General features: G+C 34.9%; 17 protein-coding genes. 16 read left to right on the forward strand and 1 reads right to left on the reverse strand.

The genetic code is table 11. The annotated features are described in order from the left end of the window. Positions 1–7: 7 nt before the first annotated feature. The 7 genes from ylqF (at position 8) to hslU (ending at position 7,526) form a co-directional block, all read left to right on the forward strand. A complete protein-coding gene (gene ylqF, locus FC86_RS05145; RefSeq protein WP_056975001.1) occupies positions 8–865 on the forward strand; it encodes a ribosome biogenesis GTPase YlqF in 858 nt (285 codons plus the stop codon). Next, entirely contained in the window at positions 855–1,610 is a 756-nt protein-coding gene (locus FC86_RS05150; RefSeq protein ID WP_056975247.1) for a ribonuclease HII, read from the forward strand. The genes ylqF and FC86_RS05150 overlap by 11 nt, the downstream gene beginning before the upstream one ends. A 32-nt stretch (positions 1,611–1,642) precedes the next feature. Beyond that, entirely contained in the window at positions 1,643–2,494 is an 852-nt protein-coding gene (gene dprA / locus FC86_RS05155) for a DNA-processing protein DprA (protein WP_056975002.1), read from the forward strand. Between the two features lie 87 nt (positions 2,495–2,581). Beyond that, complete coding sequence (topA, locus tag FC86_RS05160) at positions 2,582–4,654, forward strand: type I DNA topoisomerase (RefSeq protein WP_056975003.1); 2,073 nt, start codon at positions 2,582–2,584, stop codon at positions 4,652–4,654. Positions 4,655–4,665: 11 nt separating this feature from the next. After that, positions 4,666–5,592 (forward strand): tyrosine recombinase XerC, encoded by a 927-nt coding sequence (gene xerC / locus FC86_RS05165; RefSeq protein WP_056975004.1) that lies wholly within the window; start codon positions 4,666–4,668, stop codon positions 5,590–5,592. Beyond that, positions 5,579–6,103 carry an ATP-dependent protease subunit HslV gene (gene hslV, locus FC86_RS05170; RefSeq protein ID WP_056975005.1) on the forward strand — a complete coding sequence of 175 codons (525 nt, stop codon included), beginning with the start codon at positions 5,579–5,581 and terminating at the stop codon, positions 6,101–6,103. The genes xerC and hslV overlap by 14 nt, the downstream gene beginning before the upstream one ends. Positions 6,104–6,116: 13 nt before the next feature. Continuing rightward, entirely contained in the window at positions 6,117–7,526 is a 1,410-nt protein-coding gene (gene hslU, locus FC86_RS05175) for an ATP-dependent protease ATPase subunit HslU (RefSeq protein ID WP_056975006.1), read from the forward strand. 28 nt (positions 7,527–7,554) lie between these two features. On the opposite strand, the gene plsY is transcribed toward hslU, so the two are convergent. After that, on the reverse strand, positions 7,555–8,166 hold the full coding sequence (plsY, locus tag FC86_RS05180) for a glycerol-3-phosphate 1-O-acyltransferase PlsY (protein ID WP_269082365.1): 612 nt from the start codon (positions 8,164–8,166) through the stop codon (positions 7,555–7,557). A 109-nt stretch (positions 8,167–8,275) separates the two neighbouring features. Between plsY and parE the strand changes: the two genes are divergently transcribed. The 9 genes from parE (at position 8,276) to FC86_RS05225 (ending at position 17,564) form a co-directional block, all read left to right on the forward strand. Further along, positions 8,276–10,210 (forward strand): DNA topoisomerase IV subunit B, encoded by a 1,935-nt coding sequence (gene parE / locus FC86_RS05185; RefSeq protein WP_056975007.1) that lies wholly within the window; start codon positions 8,276–8,278, stop codon positions 10,208–10,210. Positions 10,211–10,238: 28 nt separating this feature from the next. Further along, positions 10,239–12,722, forward strand: a complete 2,484-nt coding sequence (gene parC / locus FC86_RS05190; RefSeq protein ID WP_056975008.1) for a DNA topoisomerase IV subunit A — start codon at positions 10,239–10,241, stop codon at positions 12,720–12,722. Positions 12,723–12,841: 119 nt separating this feature from the next. Then, positions 12,842–13,807, forward strand: coding sequence for a LysR family transcriptional regulator (locus FC86_RS05195; RefSeq protein ID WP_056975009.1), 966 nt, complete (start codon positions 12,842–12,844; stop codon positions 13,805–13,807). Positions 13,808–13,827: 20 nt separating this feature from the next. Then, entirely contained in the window at positions 13,828–14,763 is a 936-nt protein-coding gene (locus FC86_RS05200) for a manganese-dependent inorganic pyrophosphatase (protein WP_056975010.1), read from the forward strand. A gap of 104 nt (positions 14,764–14,867) precedes the next feature. Further along, a complete protein-coding gene (locus FC86_RS05205; protein ID WP_056975011.1) occupies positions 14,868–15,305 on the forward strand; it encodes a hypothetical protein in 438 nt (145 codons plus the stop codon). 20 nt (positions 15,306–15,325) lie between these two features. Beyond that, entirely contained in the window at positions 15,326–15,745 is a 420-nt protein-coding gene (locus FC86_RS05210) for a hypothetical protein (protein ID WP_056975012.1), read from the forward strand. A gap of 68 nt (positions 15,746–15,813) precedes the next feature. After that, a complete protein-coding gene (locus FC86_RS05215) occupies positions 15,814–16,272 on the forward strand; it encodes a hypothetical protein (RefSeq protein WP_056975013.1) in 459 nt (152 codons plus the stop codon). A 92-nt stretch (positions 16,273–16,364) separates the two neighbouring features. After that, positions 16,365–16,691 (forward strand): hypothetical protein, encoded by a 327-nt coding sequence (locus FC86_RS05220; RefSeq protein WP_056975014.1) that lies wholly within the window; start codon positions 16,365–16,367, stop codon positions 16,689–16,691. Positions 16,692–16,712: 21 nt separating this feature from the next. Continuing rightward, a complete protein-coding gene (locus FC86_RS05225) occupies positions 16,713–17,564 on the forward strand; it encodes an SPFH domain-containing protein (protein WP_056975015.1) in 852 nt (283 codons plus the stop codon). The last annotated feature ends 88 nt before the right edge of the window (positions 17,565–17,652 follow it).

A 17,652-nucleotide genomic window follows, 5' to 3' on the forward strand; every position in this document is an offset into this window, starting at 1 on the left:
ATTACTTATGCAAAAAATTAACTGGTATCCAGGGCATATGAATAAAGCTAAGAATCAAATTGAAGAACGGCTAAGTTTAGTAGACGTCGTTATTGAAGTCTTAGATGCACGTGTCCCTGAATCATCTCGCAACCCAGTTGTTGCAAAATTAACAGAGAACAAACCGAAAGTTATCGTTTTAAATAAGAGTGATTTAGCAGACCCTAAATTAACTAAAAGATGGAAAAATCATTATGAAAACGAGACAACAGTTGTTGTATCGCTAGATTCAAAACACAATAGTAAATTACCTGAATTGTTAAAAGCGATTAAACAAGCCAGTGCAGCAAAAATCGAAAAGCTAACACAAAAGGGTGTTGTAAACCCTATAATTCGTGCGATTTGTGTTGGTATTCCAAACTGTGGGAAATCGACAATTCTGAACCGTTTAGTGGGTAAAAATGTTGCAGTTGTTGGGAATAAACCCGGTGTTACTAAAAATCAAAACTGGTTGAAAGTTAATCAACAAATTGAATTATTAGATACACCTGGTATTTTGTGGCCTAAATTTGAAGATCCTAAAGTGGGAATGAAATTAGCTGCAATTGGTTCTATTAAAGAGACGGTATTTCAATTTGATGATGTTGCGCTATTCTTATTAGACTATTTACATGCTTTTTACCCTAAACAGTTGGATAAATATCTGAACACGATTGAATTTGACGATAACTTACCTGACCTGTTGATGTCTATGACTCAAAAATTCGGATTCAGAGAAGATTATGATCGTTATAGTTATCATTTTATTCAACAAGTGCGTAAATTAAAGCTTGGTCAATTTACATTTGATTTCTTAACAGAGGTTGATCATGAAAATGACAATTAGCGAGATTAAAAAACTGCTGAAATCTAATGAAGTTGAACCAGCAGTGCTAGAAGAGCTGGCACAGGATACTAGAAAGGGTGTGCAACAAGCACTAAAATCCTATCAAAATCGACTGTTAAAACAGCAGCAGCTCAAGCAAGCTTTTGATAAGCGATTTAACTACGAAAGACAACTTTGGCAAGATAATGTGAAACAAGTAGCAGGTGTTGATGAGGTCGGAAGAGGGCCTCTTGCAGGACCTGTTGTTTGTGCAGCTGTTATTTTGCCACATGACTTTAACGTAATTGAAGTCAATGACTCAAAGCAACTTAGCCTTGAAAAAAGAGAATCATTGTTTTATCAAATTTTAGATCAAGCAATCGATGTCAGCGTTGGAATTAAAAGCGAACAAGTGATTGATGAGGTTAACATTTATCAAGCCACACGTTTGGCTATGAAAGACGCTGTCTTAAGCTTGAAGCAAGTACCAGATCATTTATTAGTTGATGCGATGGTTATTCCGGTGGATGTCCCACAAACCAAATTGATTAAAGGGGATGCAAAAAGCAACTCAATTGCAGCGGCCAGTATTATAGCAAAAGTGATTCGTGATCGTTTGATGATAACTTATGATCAAGTTTATCCAGGATATGACTTTTCACACAACGCAGGATACGGTACTCAAAAACATCTTACAGGGTTAAAACGACTAGGTGCAACGCCTATTCATAGGAAAACCTTTTCGCCCGTCATGCAATATCTATAGTTTGCGTATTTTAATAAATAGGAGGATTACAAATGAATAAAACCTTATATTTATTAAAAATGCAGTTATCTAAAAAATTTACCTACAAACAAAATTTACTAGTAGCATCCCTACTTACCGAATGTGCATCTAAAACTGAGTTTGTCGAATTGCTCGACCAATCCTTAGAAATTCAATTGATTAAGCAAAAATTACTCAAAATTTTGTATTCAAGTGACCTAGATTATCAAGTAACACAGGTGCTTCGTTTTTGCGAAGTGATTAGTTTGCTTGATGAGGATTATCCCAATCAATTAGCAGAAGTGTATCATCCACCTGTACTGCTGTTTTTAAAAGGAGATAAACATCTTTTAAAAACAGCTATTACATCAATAGTTGGTGCTCGTTTTTCTTCGCAATACAGCGAGGATTGCCTCACCCCAGTTATAGCTCATTTAGTCGAACAAAAGCAAACAACTTGTAGTGGTTTAGCTAAGGGAGTAGATGGATTTTGTCATCGTCAAACCCTAGAGCTACACGGTAAGACAATTGCAGTGTTAGGACATGGATTGCGCCATTGCTATCCCAAGGCACATGAACCATTGCTTGATAAAATTAGCCAATCAGGATTACTTGTATCAGAATATTTACCTGATACACCACCTACAAGATTTCGCTTTCCAGAGCGTAATCGAATTATTGCAGGCCTTTGTCAAAACATCATTGTATCTGAAGCTAGACAAAAAAGTGGCTCATTAATTACAGCTAATTTAGCGCTACAAGAAAATCGGAATGTTTATGCTATTCCGGGTCCTATTACAAGCCAACTCTCACAAGGGACAAACGAGTTAATTGAAAGTGGTGCAACACCGTTATTATTTTCAAATATAGGCCAGCTTTGCTAATGTTAGTATTAAAAATTATTTGACATTCGGTTTTTTGTAGAATATGCTAGTTACGATTTTCACTGAACGCATAGGAAGGGGCTTATCATGCCTAAGAAAAACTTAGTAATTGTTGAGTCACCAGCAAAAGCAAAGACGATTGAGAAGTATTTAGGTCGCAATTATAAAGTCATTGCCAGTCTGGGACATATTCGAGATTTACCAAAATCACAAATGGGAATTGACGTCGACAATAATTATGAACCAAAGTATATTTCCATCAGAGGTAAAGGCGATACCATCAAGAAATTGAAGCAAGCTGCTTCAAAGGCTACAAATATTTATCTGGCAGCCGATCCAGACCGTGAAGGGGAAGCTATTGCTTTTCACTTAGCTCATATTTTGAAACTAGACCCAACAGAAAAAAATCGTGTTGTTTTTAACGAGATTACAAAAGATGCGGTTAAAAATGCTTTTAAAGAACCTAGAGCAATTAATATGGACCTCGTGAACTCACAGCAAGCTCGTCGTATTCTGGATAGACTTGTAGGTTACTCAATTAGTCCAATCTTATGGCGTAAAGTCAAAAAAGGATTAAGTGCTGGACGAGTACAATCAATTGCTTTAAAACTTGTAATTGACCGTGAAAAGCAAATTCAAGAATTTAATCCTGAAGAGTATTGGAAAATTGAAGCAACATTTACTAAAGGAAAATCCAACTTTGATGCATCTTTTCAAGCTTTAGATAGCAAGAAAAAAGAATTATCAAATGAACAAAGTGTTCAAGAAATCTTGAAAAAAGTGAACAAAGAACAATTGTTCGATATCCAAGAAGTTGTTAAAAAAGAACGTAAAAGAAATCCGCAAGCCCCCTTTACAACTAGTGCTTTGCAACAAGAGGCTAACAAACGATTAAATTTCAAAACAAGAAAAACAATGATGATTGCACAGCAATTGTACGAGGGTATTCATCTAGGAAAAAAAGAAGGAACAGTTGGGCTAATTACTTATATGAGAACTGATTCAACTCGTATTTCAGCATTGGCAAAACAAGAAGCAGGTACGTTTATTCATGATGAATTTGGTGAAGAATACGCTTCTCATAATCCTAAAAAAGCCAAACAACAAGAAAATAGTCAAGATGCTCACGAAGCTATTCGTCCGACATCAGTTATGCGTACGCCAGAAAGTCTAAAAGAAATACTTTCTCGTGATCAGTTTAGACTTTACCAACTTATTTGGTCACGTTTTTTAGCTAGTCAAATGACACCAGCAGTTTTTGATACGGTTCGTGCTGATTTAACTCAAAATGGCGTTACTTTTAGAGCTAATGGGTCTCAAATGAAATTTGAAGGGTTTACCAAGGTCTATAAAACAGATACCGACAAGAAAAACACAAAGTTACCTGTTTTAAAAGAGGGACAGCAAGTTGAGCTAAGTGCAATTAACCCAAGTCAACATTTCACACAGCCACCTGCGAGGTATAGTGAAGCTACATTAGTTAAAGTTCTTGAAGAAAATGGGGTCGGTCGTCCATCAACTTATGCGCCAACAATTGATACCATCCAAAAACGGTACTATGTTAAATTAAATGGTCGTGCTTTTGAGCCAACCGAATTAGGTGAAATCGTTGATGATTTAATTGAGACATTCTTTCCGGATATTGTAAATATTGATTTTACTGCGCAATTAGAATCCGATTTAGATGAAATTGCAGAGCAAAAAGAACAATGGACAGGCGTAATTGATCGTTATTATCGACCATTTGAAAAAGAGCTGATTAACGCCGACGAAAAAATCGAAAAAATCCAAATTAAAGATGAGCCCGCAGGGTTTAATTGCGAAATTTGTGGTGCACCAATGGTAATTAAGATGGGACGATATGGGAAGTTTTATGCTTGCTTACGTTTCCCAGATTGTCGTAATACACAAGCAATTGTTAAAGAAATTGGGGTTCCTTGCCCAACTTGTGGCAAAGGACAAGTAATAGAGCGTAAATCAAAACGTAACCGTATTTTTTATGGTTGTTCACGGTACCCTGAATGTGAGTTTGTATCATGGGATAAACCATTAACTAGACTTTGCCCGGTAGATCAACACTTCCTAGTTGAAAAGAAAATTAAAGGTGGAACACAAGTGGTTTGTCCAAATGGTGATTACGAAGAAGAAGCACAAAAATAAGAGGTTTTAAAATGGATTGGTCAACAAGATACTTTAATTATTTAAGAAATGAACGACATTACTCCGAACACACTATTGATGCCTACGAAGAAGATTTAAAGAACTTTACAACTTTTTTGGAGAACAATGGTGGATTTGAAGGATATGAATTTGTTCGATTACGCGATGCTGAGATTTTTCTGGCTGATATGTCTGATGCAGGTTACCAGCGAAAAACAATAGCTCGTCGTATCTCGTCGTTACGTTCGTTTTATTATTATTTAATTCGCTATAAAGTTGTTGAGGCAAATCCATTTGAAACGATTACTTTACGATCAAATGAGAAAAAGCTGCCACGATTTTTTTACGAAAATGAGATGGCAGTTTTATTTGATTCACTCGATACGACAACACAACTTGGACAGCGCAATACTGCTTTGATAGAATTATTTTATGCAACGGGAATGCGTGTCAGTGAAGTGAGTGAACTAACTACGTCACAAATTGATTTTGATATGCGTGTTATTTTAGTTCATGGGAAAGGTAATAAAGATCGTTATGTCCCGTTTGGATTTCATGCTAAAAAAGCCTTGGAAGATTACTTTCACGAAGCAAGAAAAGATTTGATGACAAAATATCATCAAACACATTCTTATGTTTTTGTTAATCAATACGGTAAGAAATTGACATCTCGCGGGATAAGATATATCCTATCAGGGCTAATTAATAAATCAGCACTGACTTCTGATATGCATCCCCATATGTTAAGACATACTTTCGCGACGCATTTATTAAACCATGGTGCAGATCTTAGAACAGTTCAAGAGTTACTTGGACATGCATCACTGTCGACAACGCAAATTTACACGCATGTCACAATGGATCATTTACAACAAGATTATCAGAAGTTTTTCCAAAGAAATAAAGCAAAGGATGGTGCATCTAATGACAACAATTAGTGCCGTAAAACATAATAACAAAACTGCGATTGCAGGCGATGGGCAAATTACAATGGGTGAAAAATTCATCACCAAAAAATCAGCTCACAAAATCAGACGTATCTACAACGACCAAGTGGTTGTTGGATTTGCGGGTGGTGTTGCTGATGCCATTACATTACAAGACTGGCTAGAAAAGAAACTTGAAAGTTTTGGTGGCGATTTAAAACGTGCCGCTGTTGAACTAGCTCAAGATTGGCGCAAAGATCCAACCTTACAAAAACTAGAAGCTTTATTAATTGCCTTTGATCAAAACGATTTATTGATGATTTCAGGTAATGGTGAAGTGATTGAACCTGATGAGGCCGTAGTGGCTATTGGTTCAGGTGGCAACTTTGCACAAGCAGCAGCAGTCGCAATGACTCGTCACAGCAGTGAAATGACAGCTGAAGAAATTGCAAAAGAAGCCATCAACATCGCAGCAGATATTGATGTTTATACAAACCACAATATTTTGACAGATAGTCTATAGGAGAGATTGCTAAATGACAGTTCAAACACCCAAAAAAATAGTTTCTATTTTAGATAATTATGTAATTGGACAAGACTCAGCAAAACGTGCAATCAGCATTGCACTATACAACCGTTATCGTCGTATGCAACTTGACGGTGAATTGCAACAAGAAATAACCCCTAAAAACCTACTAATGGCAGGACCAACAGGGGTTGGTAAAACTGAAATTGCACGTCGTTTAGCCAAGATAGTAGAAGCACCTTTCATTAAAGTTGAAGCAACAAAATTTACTGAAGTTGGTTACGTTGGTCGCGATGTTGAATCAATGGTACGTGATTTAGTTGAAAATGCAGTTCAAATGGAAGAAAAAAAGCAATTAGAGTCTGTTCGTGCTCAAGCACTTAAAGAAGCTGATAAAATGTTGGTTAAAGCGCTTGCACCAGGTAAGAAAAAAGAAAAAAATAACCAAATGAATATGCAAGATTTATTCGGTATGTTTAATGGTAGTGGCGAAATGCCAAACTTCAATCAAGAAGATGATGAAAATCAAGAAGAAGTAGATGATACAACACGTAACAAGAGATTGTCTTTAAAAGAAAAACTTGATCAAGGACTACTTGAACATGATAATGTCACAATCAAATTGGACGAGCAAAAGAAAGTTAATCCAATGAATGATATGATGGGGCAAATGGGTATGGATATGAGTGACATGATGAGCTCACTTCGTCCTCAAAAGAAAATCAAACGCACACTTCAAGTTAAAGAAGCACGTGAATTACTGATTCAAGAACAAGCAAAAAAATTAGTAGATTATGATTCAATCTATCAACGTGCTATTGAACGTACACAAGAAAACGGAATTATCTTTATTGATGAAATTGATAAAGTAACTTCAGGCCAAAAGAAACAATCTGGTGAGGTTTCTCGTGAAGGTGTTCAACGTGATATTTTACCTATCGTCGAAGGAAATACTGTTAATACAAAGTATGGTCCAGTAAGCACAAATCATGTATTGTTCATTGCAGCAGGTGCATTTGCTGAATCAAAACCAAGTGACTTGATTCCTGAGTTACAGGGACGTTTTCCAATTCGTGTTGAACTTAATGCTTTAACACGTGAAGATTTCGTCAAAATTTTAAAAGATCCATCTAATTCATTAATCAAGCAGTACACAGCTTTGCTGAATGCAGATGGTATTAAGTTATCATTTACAAAAGAAGCTATTGAAAAAATTGCCGAAATTGCCTATGATGTTAATCAGGGAACAGATAATATTGGCGCTAGAAGATTGGCAACTATTCTTGAAAAGCTTCTAGAAGAACTATTATTTGAAGGTCCAGATATGCAGATGGGTGATATTCAAATTACGCAGGCATATGTTGAAAATAAATTAGCGGATATCTTAACTAACAAAGATTTAACTAAATTTATTTTATAAAAAAAACTAGGATATTTATCCTAGTTTTTTATTTGTGACTTTTTTTAGCGTTGATTTTATACCGAAGACCAAAGTGAAGTGGTTCTTCAGTACCGTTTAGCAATCGTTGAATGTTTGCTTTATGTCGATAAATGACAAAAACCGTAATTAAAGCTGCAATTGTTGCTAAAAGCCAATCATGGAATAAGAGCGCTTCTAGTGTAAATAGCGGGAAAGAAATGATACTAGTTAAGGAAACTGTACTGGTTAGCCATAAGATAATCGTAAAAATAATAGCTGACAGCACGAAGAAATGCCAATCATAAGCTAAGGAAATGCCCGCACTGGTAGCAACTGCTTTTCCACCTTTAAATTTAAGAAAAATAGGAAAACAGTGTCCAATTACAGCTATTACGCCAAATAATAATACAAAAAAATGCGTATTTTGATAGAATAAGACAGGAAGCAATCCAGCTAAAGTTCCTTTTAAAATATCAATCACTAATACAACGGTACCTGGGATAAACCCTAGAACACGATAAGTATTAGTGGTCCCGGTATTACCACTTCCATAATCACGGATATCTTTTTGAAAAAAGACTTTTCCAATCATGACACCTGTTGGAAATGAACCGATGATATAGGCCAACAGACCTAACAATAAAATGTTTAAAATAACAAATGGACCTCCCTAAATTGGTATACTTAACATTTTACACGATTTTAGAGAAGACATAAATTAGAAATTGACAAAACGGAGGAATCATAACTTGACTAAACAATATGACGATTCATCAATACAGATACTTCAAGGGCTTGAAGCTGTTCGTAAAAGGCCTGGTATGTACATAGGATCGACTGACTCTAAGGGGCTGCATCACTTAGCTTATGAAATTATTGATAATGCAATCGATGAAGCTTTAGCTGGGTATGGCAATAACATTAATATCAGCATTAATGCAGATGGTAGTTTAAGTGTGGCAGACTTTGGTCGTGGAATGCCAACTGGAATGCACGCTAGTGGTAAACCAACGATTGAGGTTATTTTAACGGTTTTACATGCTGGTGGTAAATTCACCCAAAACAATTATAAAACATCGGGTGGACTTCACGGAGTGGGTTCATCTGTTGTTAATGCACTATCTTCTTATATGGAAGTCGAAGTTGTCCGTGACAATACACTTTACACGGAACGTTTTGAAGATGGTGGCCATCCAACCGCTGAAGGATTACAAAATAAAGGCCATACTTCAAGAAATACCGGAACGACTATTACATTTAAACCTGATAAAAGCATTTTTCAAACGACTAAGTTCAACTTTAACACATTAAAAGAGCGTTTACGCGAATCGGCTTTTTTACTTAAAGGGCTTGAAATTACATTGACTGACCACTTAGGTGATAATGAACCTGTTTCATTTCACTTTGAAGATGGGATTAAATCATTTGTCTCTTATTTAAATGAAGAAAAAACAACAATGGGCGATATCTTTTATTTTGAAGGAACTAAAAATGATATTGAAATTGAGTTTGCTGGTCAATATAACGATGGGTACTCAGAAAACTTATTGTCTTTTGTAAATAATGTAAGGACTGTTGACGGCGGGACCCATGAAGGTGGTGCTCGCTCGGGATTTACCAAGGCATTTAATGATTATGCGAGAAAAGTTGGGCTTTTGAAAGAAAAAGACAAAAATTTAGAGGGATCTGATTGTCGTGAAGGATTAAGTGCAGTTGTTTCTGTCCGCATCCCTGAAGAATTGCTGCAATTTGAGGGGCAAACTAAAGGCAAACTTGGAACTTCACAAGCACGAGGTGCTGTTGATGCCTTGGTGTATGAACAATTATCTTTTTACTTAATGGAAAATGGTGATTTTGCACAAGAATTAGTTAAAAAAGCAATACGTGCCAGGGATGCACGTATTGCAGCTAGAAAAGCACGTAATGACTCAAGAAATGGCAAAAAGCGCAAGAAAAATGATGGTCTATTATCTGGTAAACTAACTCCTGCACAATCACGTAATGCCAAGAAAAATGAATTGTACTTAGTTGAGGGGGATTCCGCTGGTGGATCTGCTAAACAAGGACGCGATCGTAGGTTCCAAGCAATCTTGCCGCTTAGAGGTAAGGTATTGAATACTCAAAAAGCTAAGTTACAAGATATCTTCAAAAATGAAGAAATTAACACTATGATTTATACTATTGGTGCTGGAATCGGTGCTGATTTTAATTTAGATGATGCACATTACGACAAAGTTATTATCATGACCGATGCCGATACCGATGGTGCTCATATTCAAGTACTGCTCCTTACTTTCTTTTATCGTTATATGAGACCACTAATTGAAGCAGGTAAAGTGTACATTGCTTTACCACCGCTTTATAAAGTACAAAAGAAATCAGCTATTGATTATGCGTGGACGGATGAAGAGTTAGACAAGTTAGTTAAAAAACATGGAAAAAATTATCAACTACAACGATTTAAAGGGCTTGGCGAAATGAATGCTGACCAACTATGGGAAACAACAATGGACCCAAGTAGTCGAACACTTATTCGTGTTAAGATGGACGATGCAGCCATTGCCGAAAAACGTGTAACCACTTTGATGGGTGATAAAGTAAGCGCTAGAAGAGCTTGGATTGAACAAAATGTGAAGTTCACGCTAGAAGAAGAAGGGTCAATCTTAGAAACCACTAGAGACTAGGGTAAGTTGAAAGGACGAATGTTTAATCATGCCTAAACAAGCAGAACGAATTCAAGAGATGTCTCTTGAACAAATTATGGGAGAGCGTTTTGGACGATATTCAAAATACATTATTCAAGAACGTGCACTTCCTGATATTCGAGATGGGTTAAAACCCGTGCAACGCCGTATATTGTACGCAATGAATTTAGACCATAATACTTATGATAAAGGCTTTAGAAAATCAGCCAAGTCTGTTGGTAATGTTATGGGTAATTTTCACCCTCATGGAGATAGTTCAATCTATGAAGCCATGGTCAGATTATCACAGGATTGGAAATTGCGGGAGCCCTTAATTGAAATGCACGGAAATAACGGTTCCATGGATGGAGATCCACCTGCTGCGATGCGTTATACTGAAGCTCGCTTAAGTAAAATTGCGAATGCTTTGTTAGCTGATATTGATAAAGATACGGTTGATATGGTATTAAACTTTGATGATACAGAAAATGAACCGACTGTATTACCAGCGCGTTTTCCCAACCTACTAGTTAATGGGGCAACAGGTATTTCTGCGGGGTATGCAACAGATATTCCAACGCATAATTTAACCGAAGTCGTTAACGCTACTATTTACTTATTAGATAATCCAGAAGCAACTGTAGATGAGTTGATGACTTACGTCAAAGGTCCTGACTTCCCGACTGGAGGTATTATTCAAGGCACAGATGGAATCAAACAAGCCTATGAAACCGGCAAAGGCAAAATTATGGTACGTTCAAAGACTGACATCCAAGAGTTAAAGGGGCACCGAAAACAGATTGTAATTACAGAAGTTCCTTATGAAGTCAATAAAGCCAACTTAGTTAAGAAAATGGACGAAGTCCGTATTAATAAAAAAGTAGAAGGAATTAGTGAAGTTCGTGATGAGTCTGATCGGTCAGGATTAAGAATTGTTGTTGAACTTAAAAAGCAAGTCGATCCTCATGTTATCTTGAACTACTTGTTTAAAAATACAGACTTGCAGGTTTCTTATAACTTTAATATGGTGGCTATTAATAAAATGCGACCAGAACAAGTTGGGTTAAAAACAATCTTATCCTCTTATTTGGATCATGAACAAGATGTCATATTACGCCGTACTAAATATGATTTAGAAAAAGCAAAAAAACGTCAGCATATTGTATTGGGATTAATCAAAGGATTATCTATCTTGAATGACGTGATTAAGACTATCAGGGCTAGTAATGATAAAAAAGAAGCTAAATCTAATTTGGTTAAACAGTTCCGTTTTACAGATAATCAAGCAGAAGCTATTGTTTCCTTACCACTTTATCGTTTATCTAATACAGATGTTAATGCTTTAGAAGCTGAGGATAAAGAACTATCAGCTAAAATTGACCGCTTTAATGATATTATTAACAATCAATCTAGTCTATATCAGGTTATTAAGGATCAGCTGCTTGCTGTTCAAAAAGAATTCCCCGCTAAAAGGCTATCAAAAATTGAAGCAAAAGTTGAAAAAATTGAAATTGATCAAACCGCATTGATTGCAGAAGAAAATACACGTGTTTTGATTTCACGTAATGGATATATGAAGCGATCATCACTTCGGTCTTACCAATCCTCCTCAGAAACAGAAAACGGGTTAAAAGAAGAAGACAGGACAATTTTGAATGAAACGTTATCAACGCTAGATCACGTTTTTATCTTCACTAATAAAGGACATGTCGTTTATCGTCCAGTACATGAAATTGAAGATATGCGATGGAAAGATACAGGACACCATATTTCACAAGATTTAAAATTAGAAGATGATGAATACTTTAGCCGAGTTTTCACCTTTAATGATTTAAATCAAGGTGGGCAATTTGTATTAGCCACGGATAATGGCTATGTTAAGCAAGTTAAGTTAGAAGATGTTAAACCTGGGCGAACTTATCGAAGTCATGCGACTACTGTCATGAAGTTGAAGCAAGGGGATGCAACCATTGTTTCAACAGAATATGTTGAAAGTTCAGAAAATAAAGAAGTTTTGATTATTACTAATCACGCGTATGCTTTAAGATATGACTTATCAGAAGTCCCAACGGTTGGACCCAAAGCTGTGGGTGTTAAATCTATCAATCTAAAAGACGAGGATTTTGTGAGAGATGTCAAATTATTAAATTCAGATAGTAATGCTTCTAAATTAGGTATTTTAACTCAACGTGGAGCTTATAAGCAGTTATTGCTAGCCGAAATTCAGAAATTCTCACGAGCTAAACGTGGAATTTTAATTTTAAGAGAGTTAAAATCTAAACCACATCGTATTATTTCAACAGTAATGATAGAAGGCGAGGCTAAACTTGCCATCATAACTGATAAAGAAAAAATTATTGAACTGATAACTAATAATTATCCAATTAGTGATCGCTATTCTAATGGCTCATTTGTTTTAGACGTTAAAGAACAGGGGCTACCTCAAAAAATGTCTTTGCTAGAAGAATTAAATGATAATAATAATCGAATTGATGAACCGACTTTATTTTAAATAATTAAGTTAATCAAATGCTTTTATTAAAAAACTATTAATTCAAGACTTTATATTTGTTCTATTATGACAAGATAGTTATGATATGGGGGAGAGATATAAGAAGGGGGCTTCACCCATTGAAAACAAAAACAGACGCTGTTCTATCAGCAAAGTCATTAAAATACTTCTTGCAGTTGATTGATTCCATGAGTTATACGCAAGCTTCACAAATCCTTGGAATTACGCAACCTGCATTAACACAACAAATAAAAAAGATTGAACGGGCAGTTGGTGCACCGCTGTTTGGACAAATTGGGAAAAAACTTTATTTAACAGATGCTGGAACAAGAATGCAAACAGTAGCCAATGATTTATTTAATACGGTTAACACTGCTGTTGATGAAATTCAACAAAATAGTGACTCAAAAATCGGAACAATTTCGGTTGGAATACTTGAGTCTTTAGAATCTAGTGTATTTGAAGAGTTTATAATTGAATTTAGTAAGCAATACCCAGATTTAAAACTGAATATCTGGAATTCAAGTCGTCGTGAACTATGGAATCGTCTTGATAAAAATGAAGTTGATATTGTTATGTTACCTTTAATGGGAGAAAACATTAGTCACTGGCAATCATATAATGTGAGGACACTTTACGAAGATGAATTAATCTATTTATCACATCATAATTTAGCTGGCGTGCAAGATGAAAAACAAACTATTACAATAGCAGATACTTTAGGACACCCATTAATACAATATCCTAACGATGCTTATTTTGCTAAAAAATTAGCATCTCAATACCGTATGGATAATTTGATTAAACCAGAAAGTGATATTTATTTTTCAAGTCCTTCGCAGTTAATGCAATTCGCCGAAAAAACGAACTACGATACGTTTGTCCCTAAATCAGTTTGTATGACGCACCCTGATAACAAACTTAATCATTATTCATTAGGCGATAAGTTAAAAATTGATACATCTATCGTTTTTCGTAATGAAAAGTACCAAATCCCTCGTATCAAAAATTTCATTGAATCTTTTGAGAAATTCTTGGCAAAACAGTCATATTTTAGTAGATTAGAAGAGAAGTATAAAAAGTAACAATTAGGAGAGATTGTATTATGAGTAAAAAACTTGTTTTTGGACACCAAAACCCAGATACAGATGCAACTGGAGCTGCAATGTCTTTATCATACCTTGCTAACCAAAAAGGTTTTGATACAGAAGCCGTTGTATTAGGAGAAGTGAATAAAGAAACAGCTTTTGCTTTAAACCACTTTGGTTTAACAGCACCTCGGGTAATTGAACAGGCTGGAACTGAAGTTGATTCAGTTATGTTAGTTGATCATAATGAGTTTGGGCAAAGTGTTTCTGATATTGAAGATGTTAAAATTTCACACGTCGTGGATCACCACCGTATCAGTGACTTTCACACTGCTGATCCTTTATTTTATCGTGCTGAACCATTAGGGGCAGCAAGTACAGTTCTTTGGAAGATGTATCAAGAAAGTAACATTGAAATTCCAAAAGGAATCGCTGGTATGATGCTTTCAGCTATTATTTCAGATACATTATTATTCAAATCTCCAACAACAACACCAACTGATGAAGCAGCCGCTAAAGATTTAGCAAGTATCGCTGGTGTAGATATCGAATCGTATGGATTAGATATGTTGAAGGCTGGCGCTGATTTATCTGATAAATCAGAGGCAGAATTAATTGACATCGATGCAAAAAGCTTTGAAATGGGTTCAAATAGTGTACGTATTGCGCAAATTAATGCTGTAGATTTAGATAATATTATGCAAAGAAGCGCTGCTTTAGAAGAAAGTATGCATAAAGAAATTGCAGATAATAACTATCAATTGTTTGTTACAATTGTGACAGACATTTTGAATAGCAATTCAATTGCCATCGTTTTAGGTGATGATACTGCAGTAGCTAAATTTGAAACAGCTTTCACTGTTTCACTTAAAAATAATCATGCTGATTTACCAGGCGTTGTTTCTCGTAAAAAACAAGTTGTTCCTCAATTAACTGAACAATTGGCTAAATAAAATTTAAAAATAACCTTTCACTTGACTGTGAAAGGTTATTTTTTTGCGTTTGATGGCATGAATGTGATAGTCTTAACTATAAGATTACTATTTGGAGAGTATAAATGAAAAAAATAAGTGCCGTAATATCTATAGTTAGTTTGTTACTTTTAATGGGGTGTTCCACAAATAACAATAGTCAGCAATCTAATGTCGAAAGAGCAGATAGAATACTGGACAATCTGGATTATCTTACAAAAGATGAGGTTACAATTCCTCAAAAAGGAAAAATGACTATTCTGACACATGGTGTTAGTCAAGATGATCAAGGGAAAAATATTTACAAAATTTCGTATAAAATTGATTATGGTGATAATAAGTCAAAATTATCGCTGTATCTAAAACAGAATAACAAAGGTGTTTTAAAATCAAGTATCACTCATTTTGATTCTCAATTTGAAACAGTGATACTGGAGCTTATTGATAATAAAGCACCAATTACATTTACTATCAGAGAAAATGGTGAGGCGTTAGTAAAACGCAATTACTATCTTGATACTTAATTTTAACTTGGAGGATTTATATGAATAAAGGAATATTAAGTTTGGGATTAGTTTGCTTAATGGGTGTTAGTTTAGTTGGATGTTCAGCTAATAGCACTAATCAAACTGAAAATAATCACGAACAGGTTACTGATTATATTGACAAAACAAGTACAGAACTACTGAATCAGTCAAAAATAGGAATCACATACAAAAGTGTTTCTAAAACTGAACCTTCTATGATATTTGATATTAAGACAGAACCTTTGACTAAAGAAAAGTCAGATACAACGATTGAATATAGACAAAACGGTCGATTACTTGAATCAACTGCTACAAATGATAAGCAAGTAAATACTAAAAACTATCATGTTACTCTACAAAATAATGAAAATCCAGTAACGTTATCTATTTATCTTGATTCAGCTGGATTCAGCTGGACAAAAACGAACAATCTATGAAAGAGCTTACTATCCAGGTTCATCTAAAAATTTGACCTTTTAATTGTTGCAAAATAGGAGGAGTTAACTTGAAAAAACTATCGATTTTAAGTATTTGTGGATTAGCAGTAATTTTGTTGACAGGTTGTACTTCTACTCACAAAGAAAGCAAAACTAAAGATTATCTAAGTAAAGAAACAATTGAAATACCTAATAAAGGCAAAATAACAATCATTAATCAAGGTGCTTCAGACAAAGAGTATAACAACAAGGTCGTTTTAAAGTTACTTGTTAAAACAAGTAATGAACTTCAAGGATTGTTAACCAGTTTTAATAAGCAAGGAAGTAAAAGCTATACTGTTACCGCACCAAATGGAGAAGACGGTTACGATATTTATTATCAAGTCTATGATAAAAACGAGAATGCACCATCTAGACTGAAAATAGAAAATTATCAGAATAATACTATTTATACAGATAAGTATTATTATCCCGTTATTAACCCTAATTTAAATCTTGGACTAGATCCTGAATGGTTTAATGATTAAAAACTAATAAATAATAACTTTTTTCAAACTTTTCAGTTGCATTAATGACATTTACTTCTATAATGGGGCTATCATCAAAGGAGGAACTAGTAATGACTAAAGAATTTAGTATTCAGCTAGATGAACAAACGTATGAACAGGTCGTTCAAGTTGCACAGTCCAAAAAACTATCAGTTAGTGACTACGTTCGCAGATTAGTCGTTGACCATTTACCTAATCCAAGCTTTGAATCTCGTCAGATTATAGGCAGAGTTATTCAAGGGGTAAAACTAGATGAAAAAAATAACCTGGTAGAGGTATCTGGCATTTATTATCACTATCATTTAGAAAACCCTTCCCAAAGTGAATTAAAGCACTATGATTATCAGATTACTAATAACGACGGCAATCAACTTTACTTAAAACAACTATATAATTAAATTTATTTGGAGGAAAATATTATGGCATTTGGAATAAAAATTGTACAACAAAATTCACAAGGACTAGTAGAAACACTAGGTAAATATAGTCACAGTGTTGAATCTGGTTTACATCTTTACATTCCTTTTATTCAACGTATTCGTAATGTGAGTTTAGCAATGGCACCATTATCATTGCCCAACTATTCAATTATTACTAAAGATAATGCTGATGTTTCAGCTAGTGTGACATTGAACTACCACATTACCAGTGCAGTTAAATATCAATATGAAAATACTGATTCAGTAGAGTCTATGGCACAATTAGTCCGTGGTCATTTACGTGATATTATTGGACGTATGGATTTGAACGAAGCGTTAGGATCAACAGCTAAAATTAACCAAGAACTAGCGGTTGCTATTGGAGATTTAACTAATACATATGGTATCAATGTTGATAGAATCAATATTGATGAGCTAACACCGTCAAAAGCTATTCAAACAGCTATGGATAAACAATTAACAGCTGACCGTGAAAGAGTGGCATCAATTGCCAAAGCCGAAGGGGAAGCAAAATCAATCGAATTAACCACAAAAGCTAAAAACGAAGCTATGATTGCAACTTCAAAAGCTGAAGCAGATTCCACAAAAATTCGTGCTAATGCTGAAAAATATCGTATTGATACTATTCAAGAGGGACTGGCTAATGCTGATGATCGTTACTTCCAAAACCAATCAATTAATGCTTATTCTGATTTAGCTAAATCAAAATCAAATATGGTTGTAGTCCCAAGTGACAACGCACAGACTTATGGTCAAATTCCAGGACTGGCTAAGGTATTTAAAGAAAGTACAAAAGAAGATAAAAAAGCTAAAAAAACAGAGGAAAATTAGTAAGATTTAAATTCTTAAATAATATTTTAAAAAACCAGTGAATTAATTTCACTGGTTTTTTATTACTGTTAATGTATAAAACACAAAC

This window comes from Holzapfeliella floricola DSM 23037 = JCM 16512 (assembly GCF_001436605.1).
GTDB lineage: Bacteria > Bacillota > Bacilli > Lactobacillales > Lactobacillaceae > Holzapfeliella > Holzapfeliella floricola.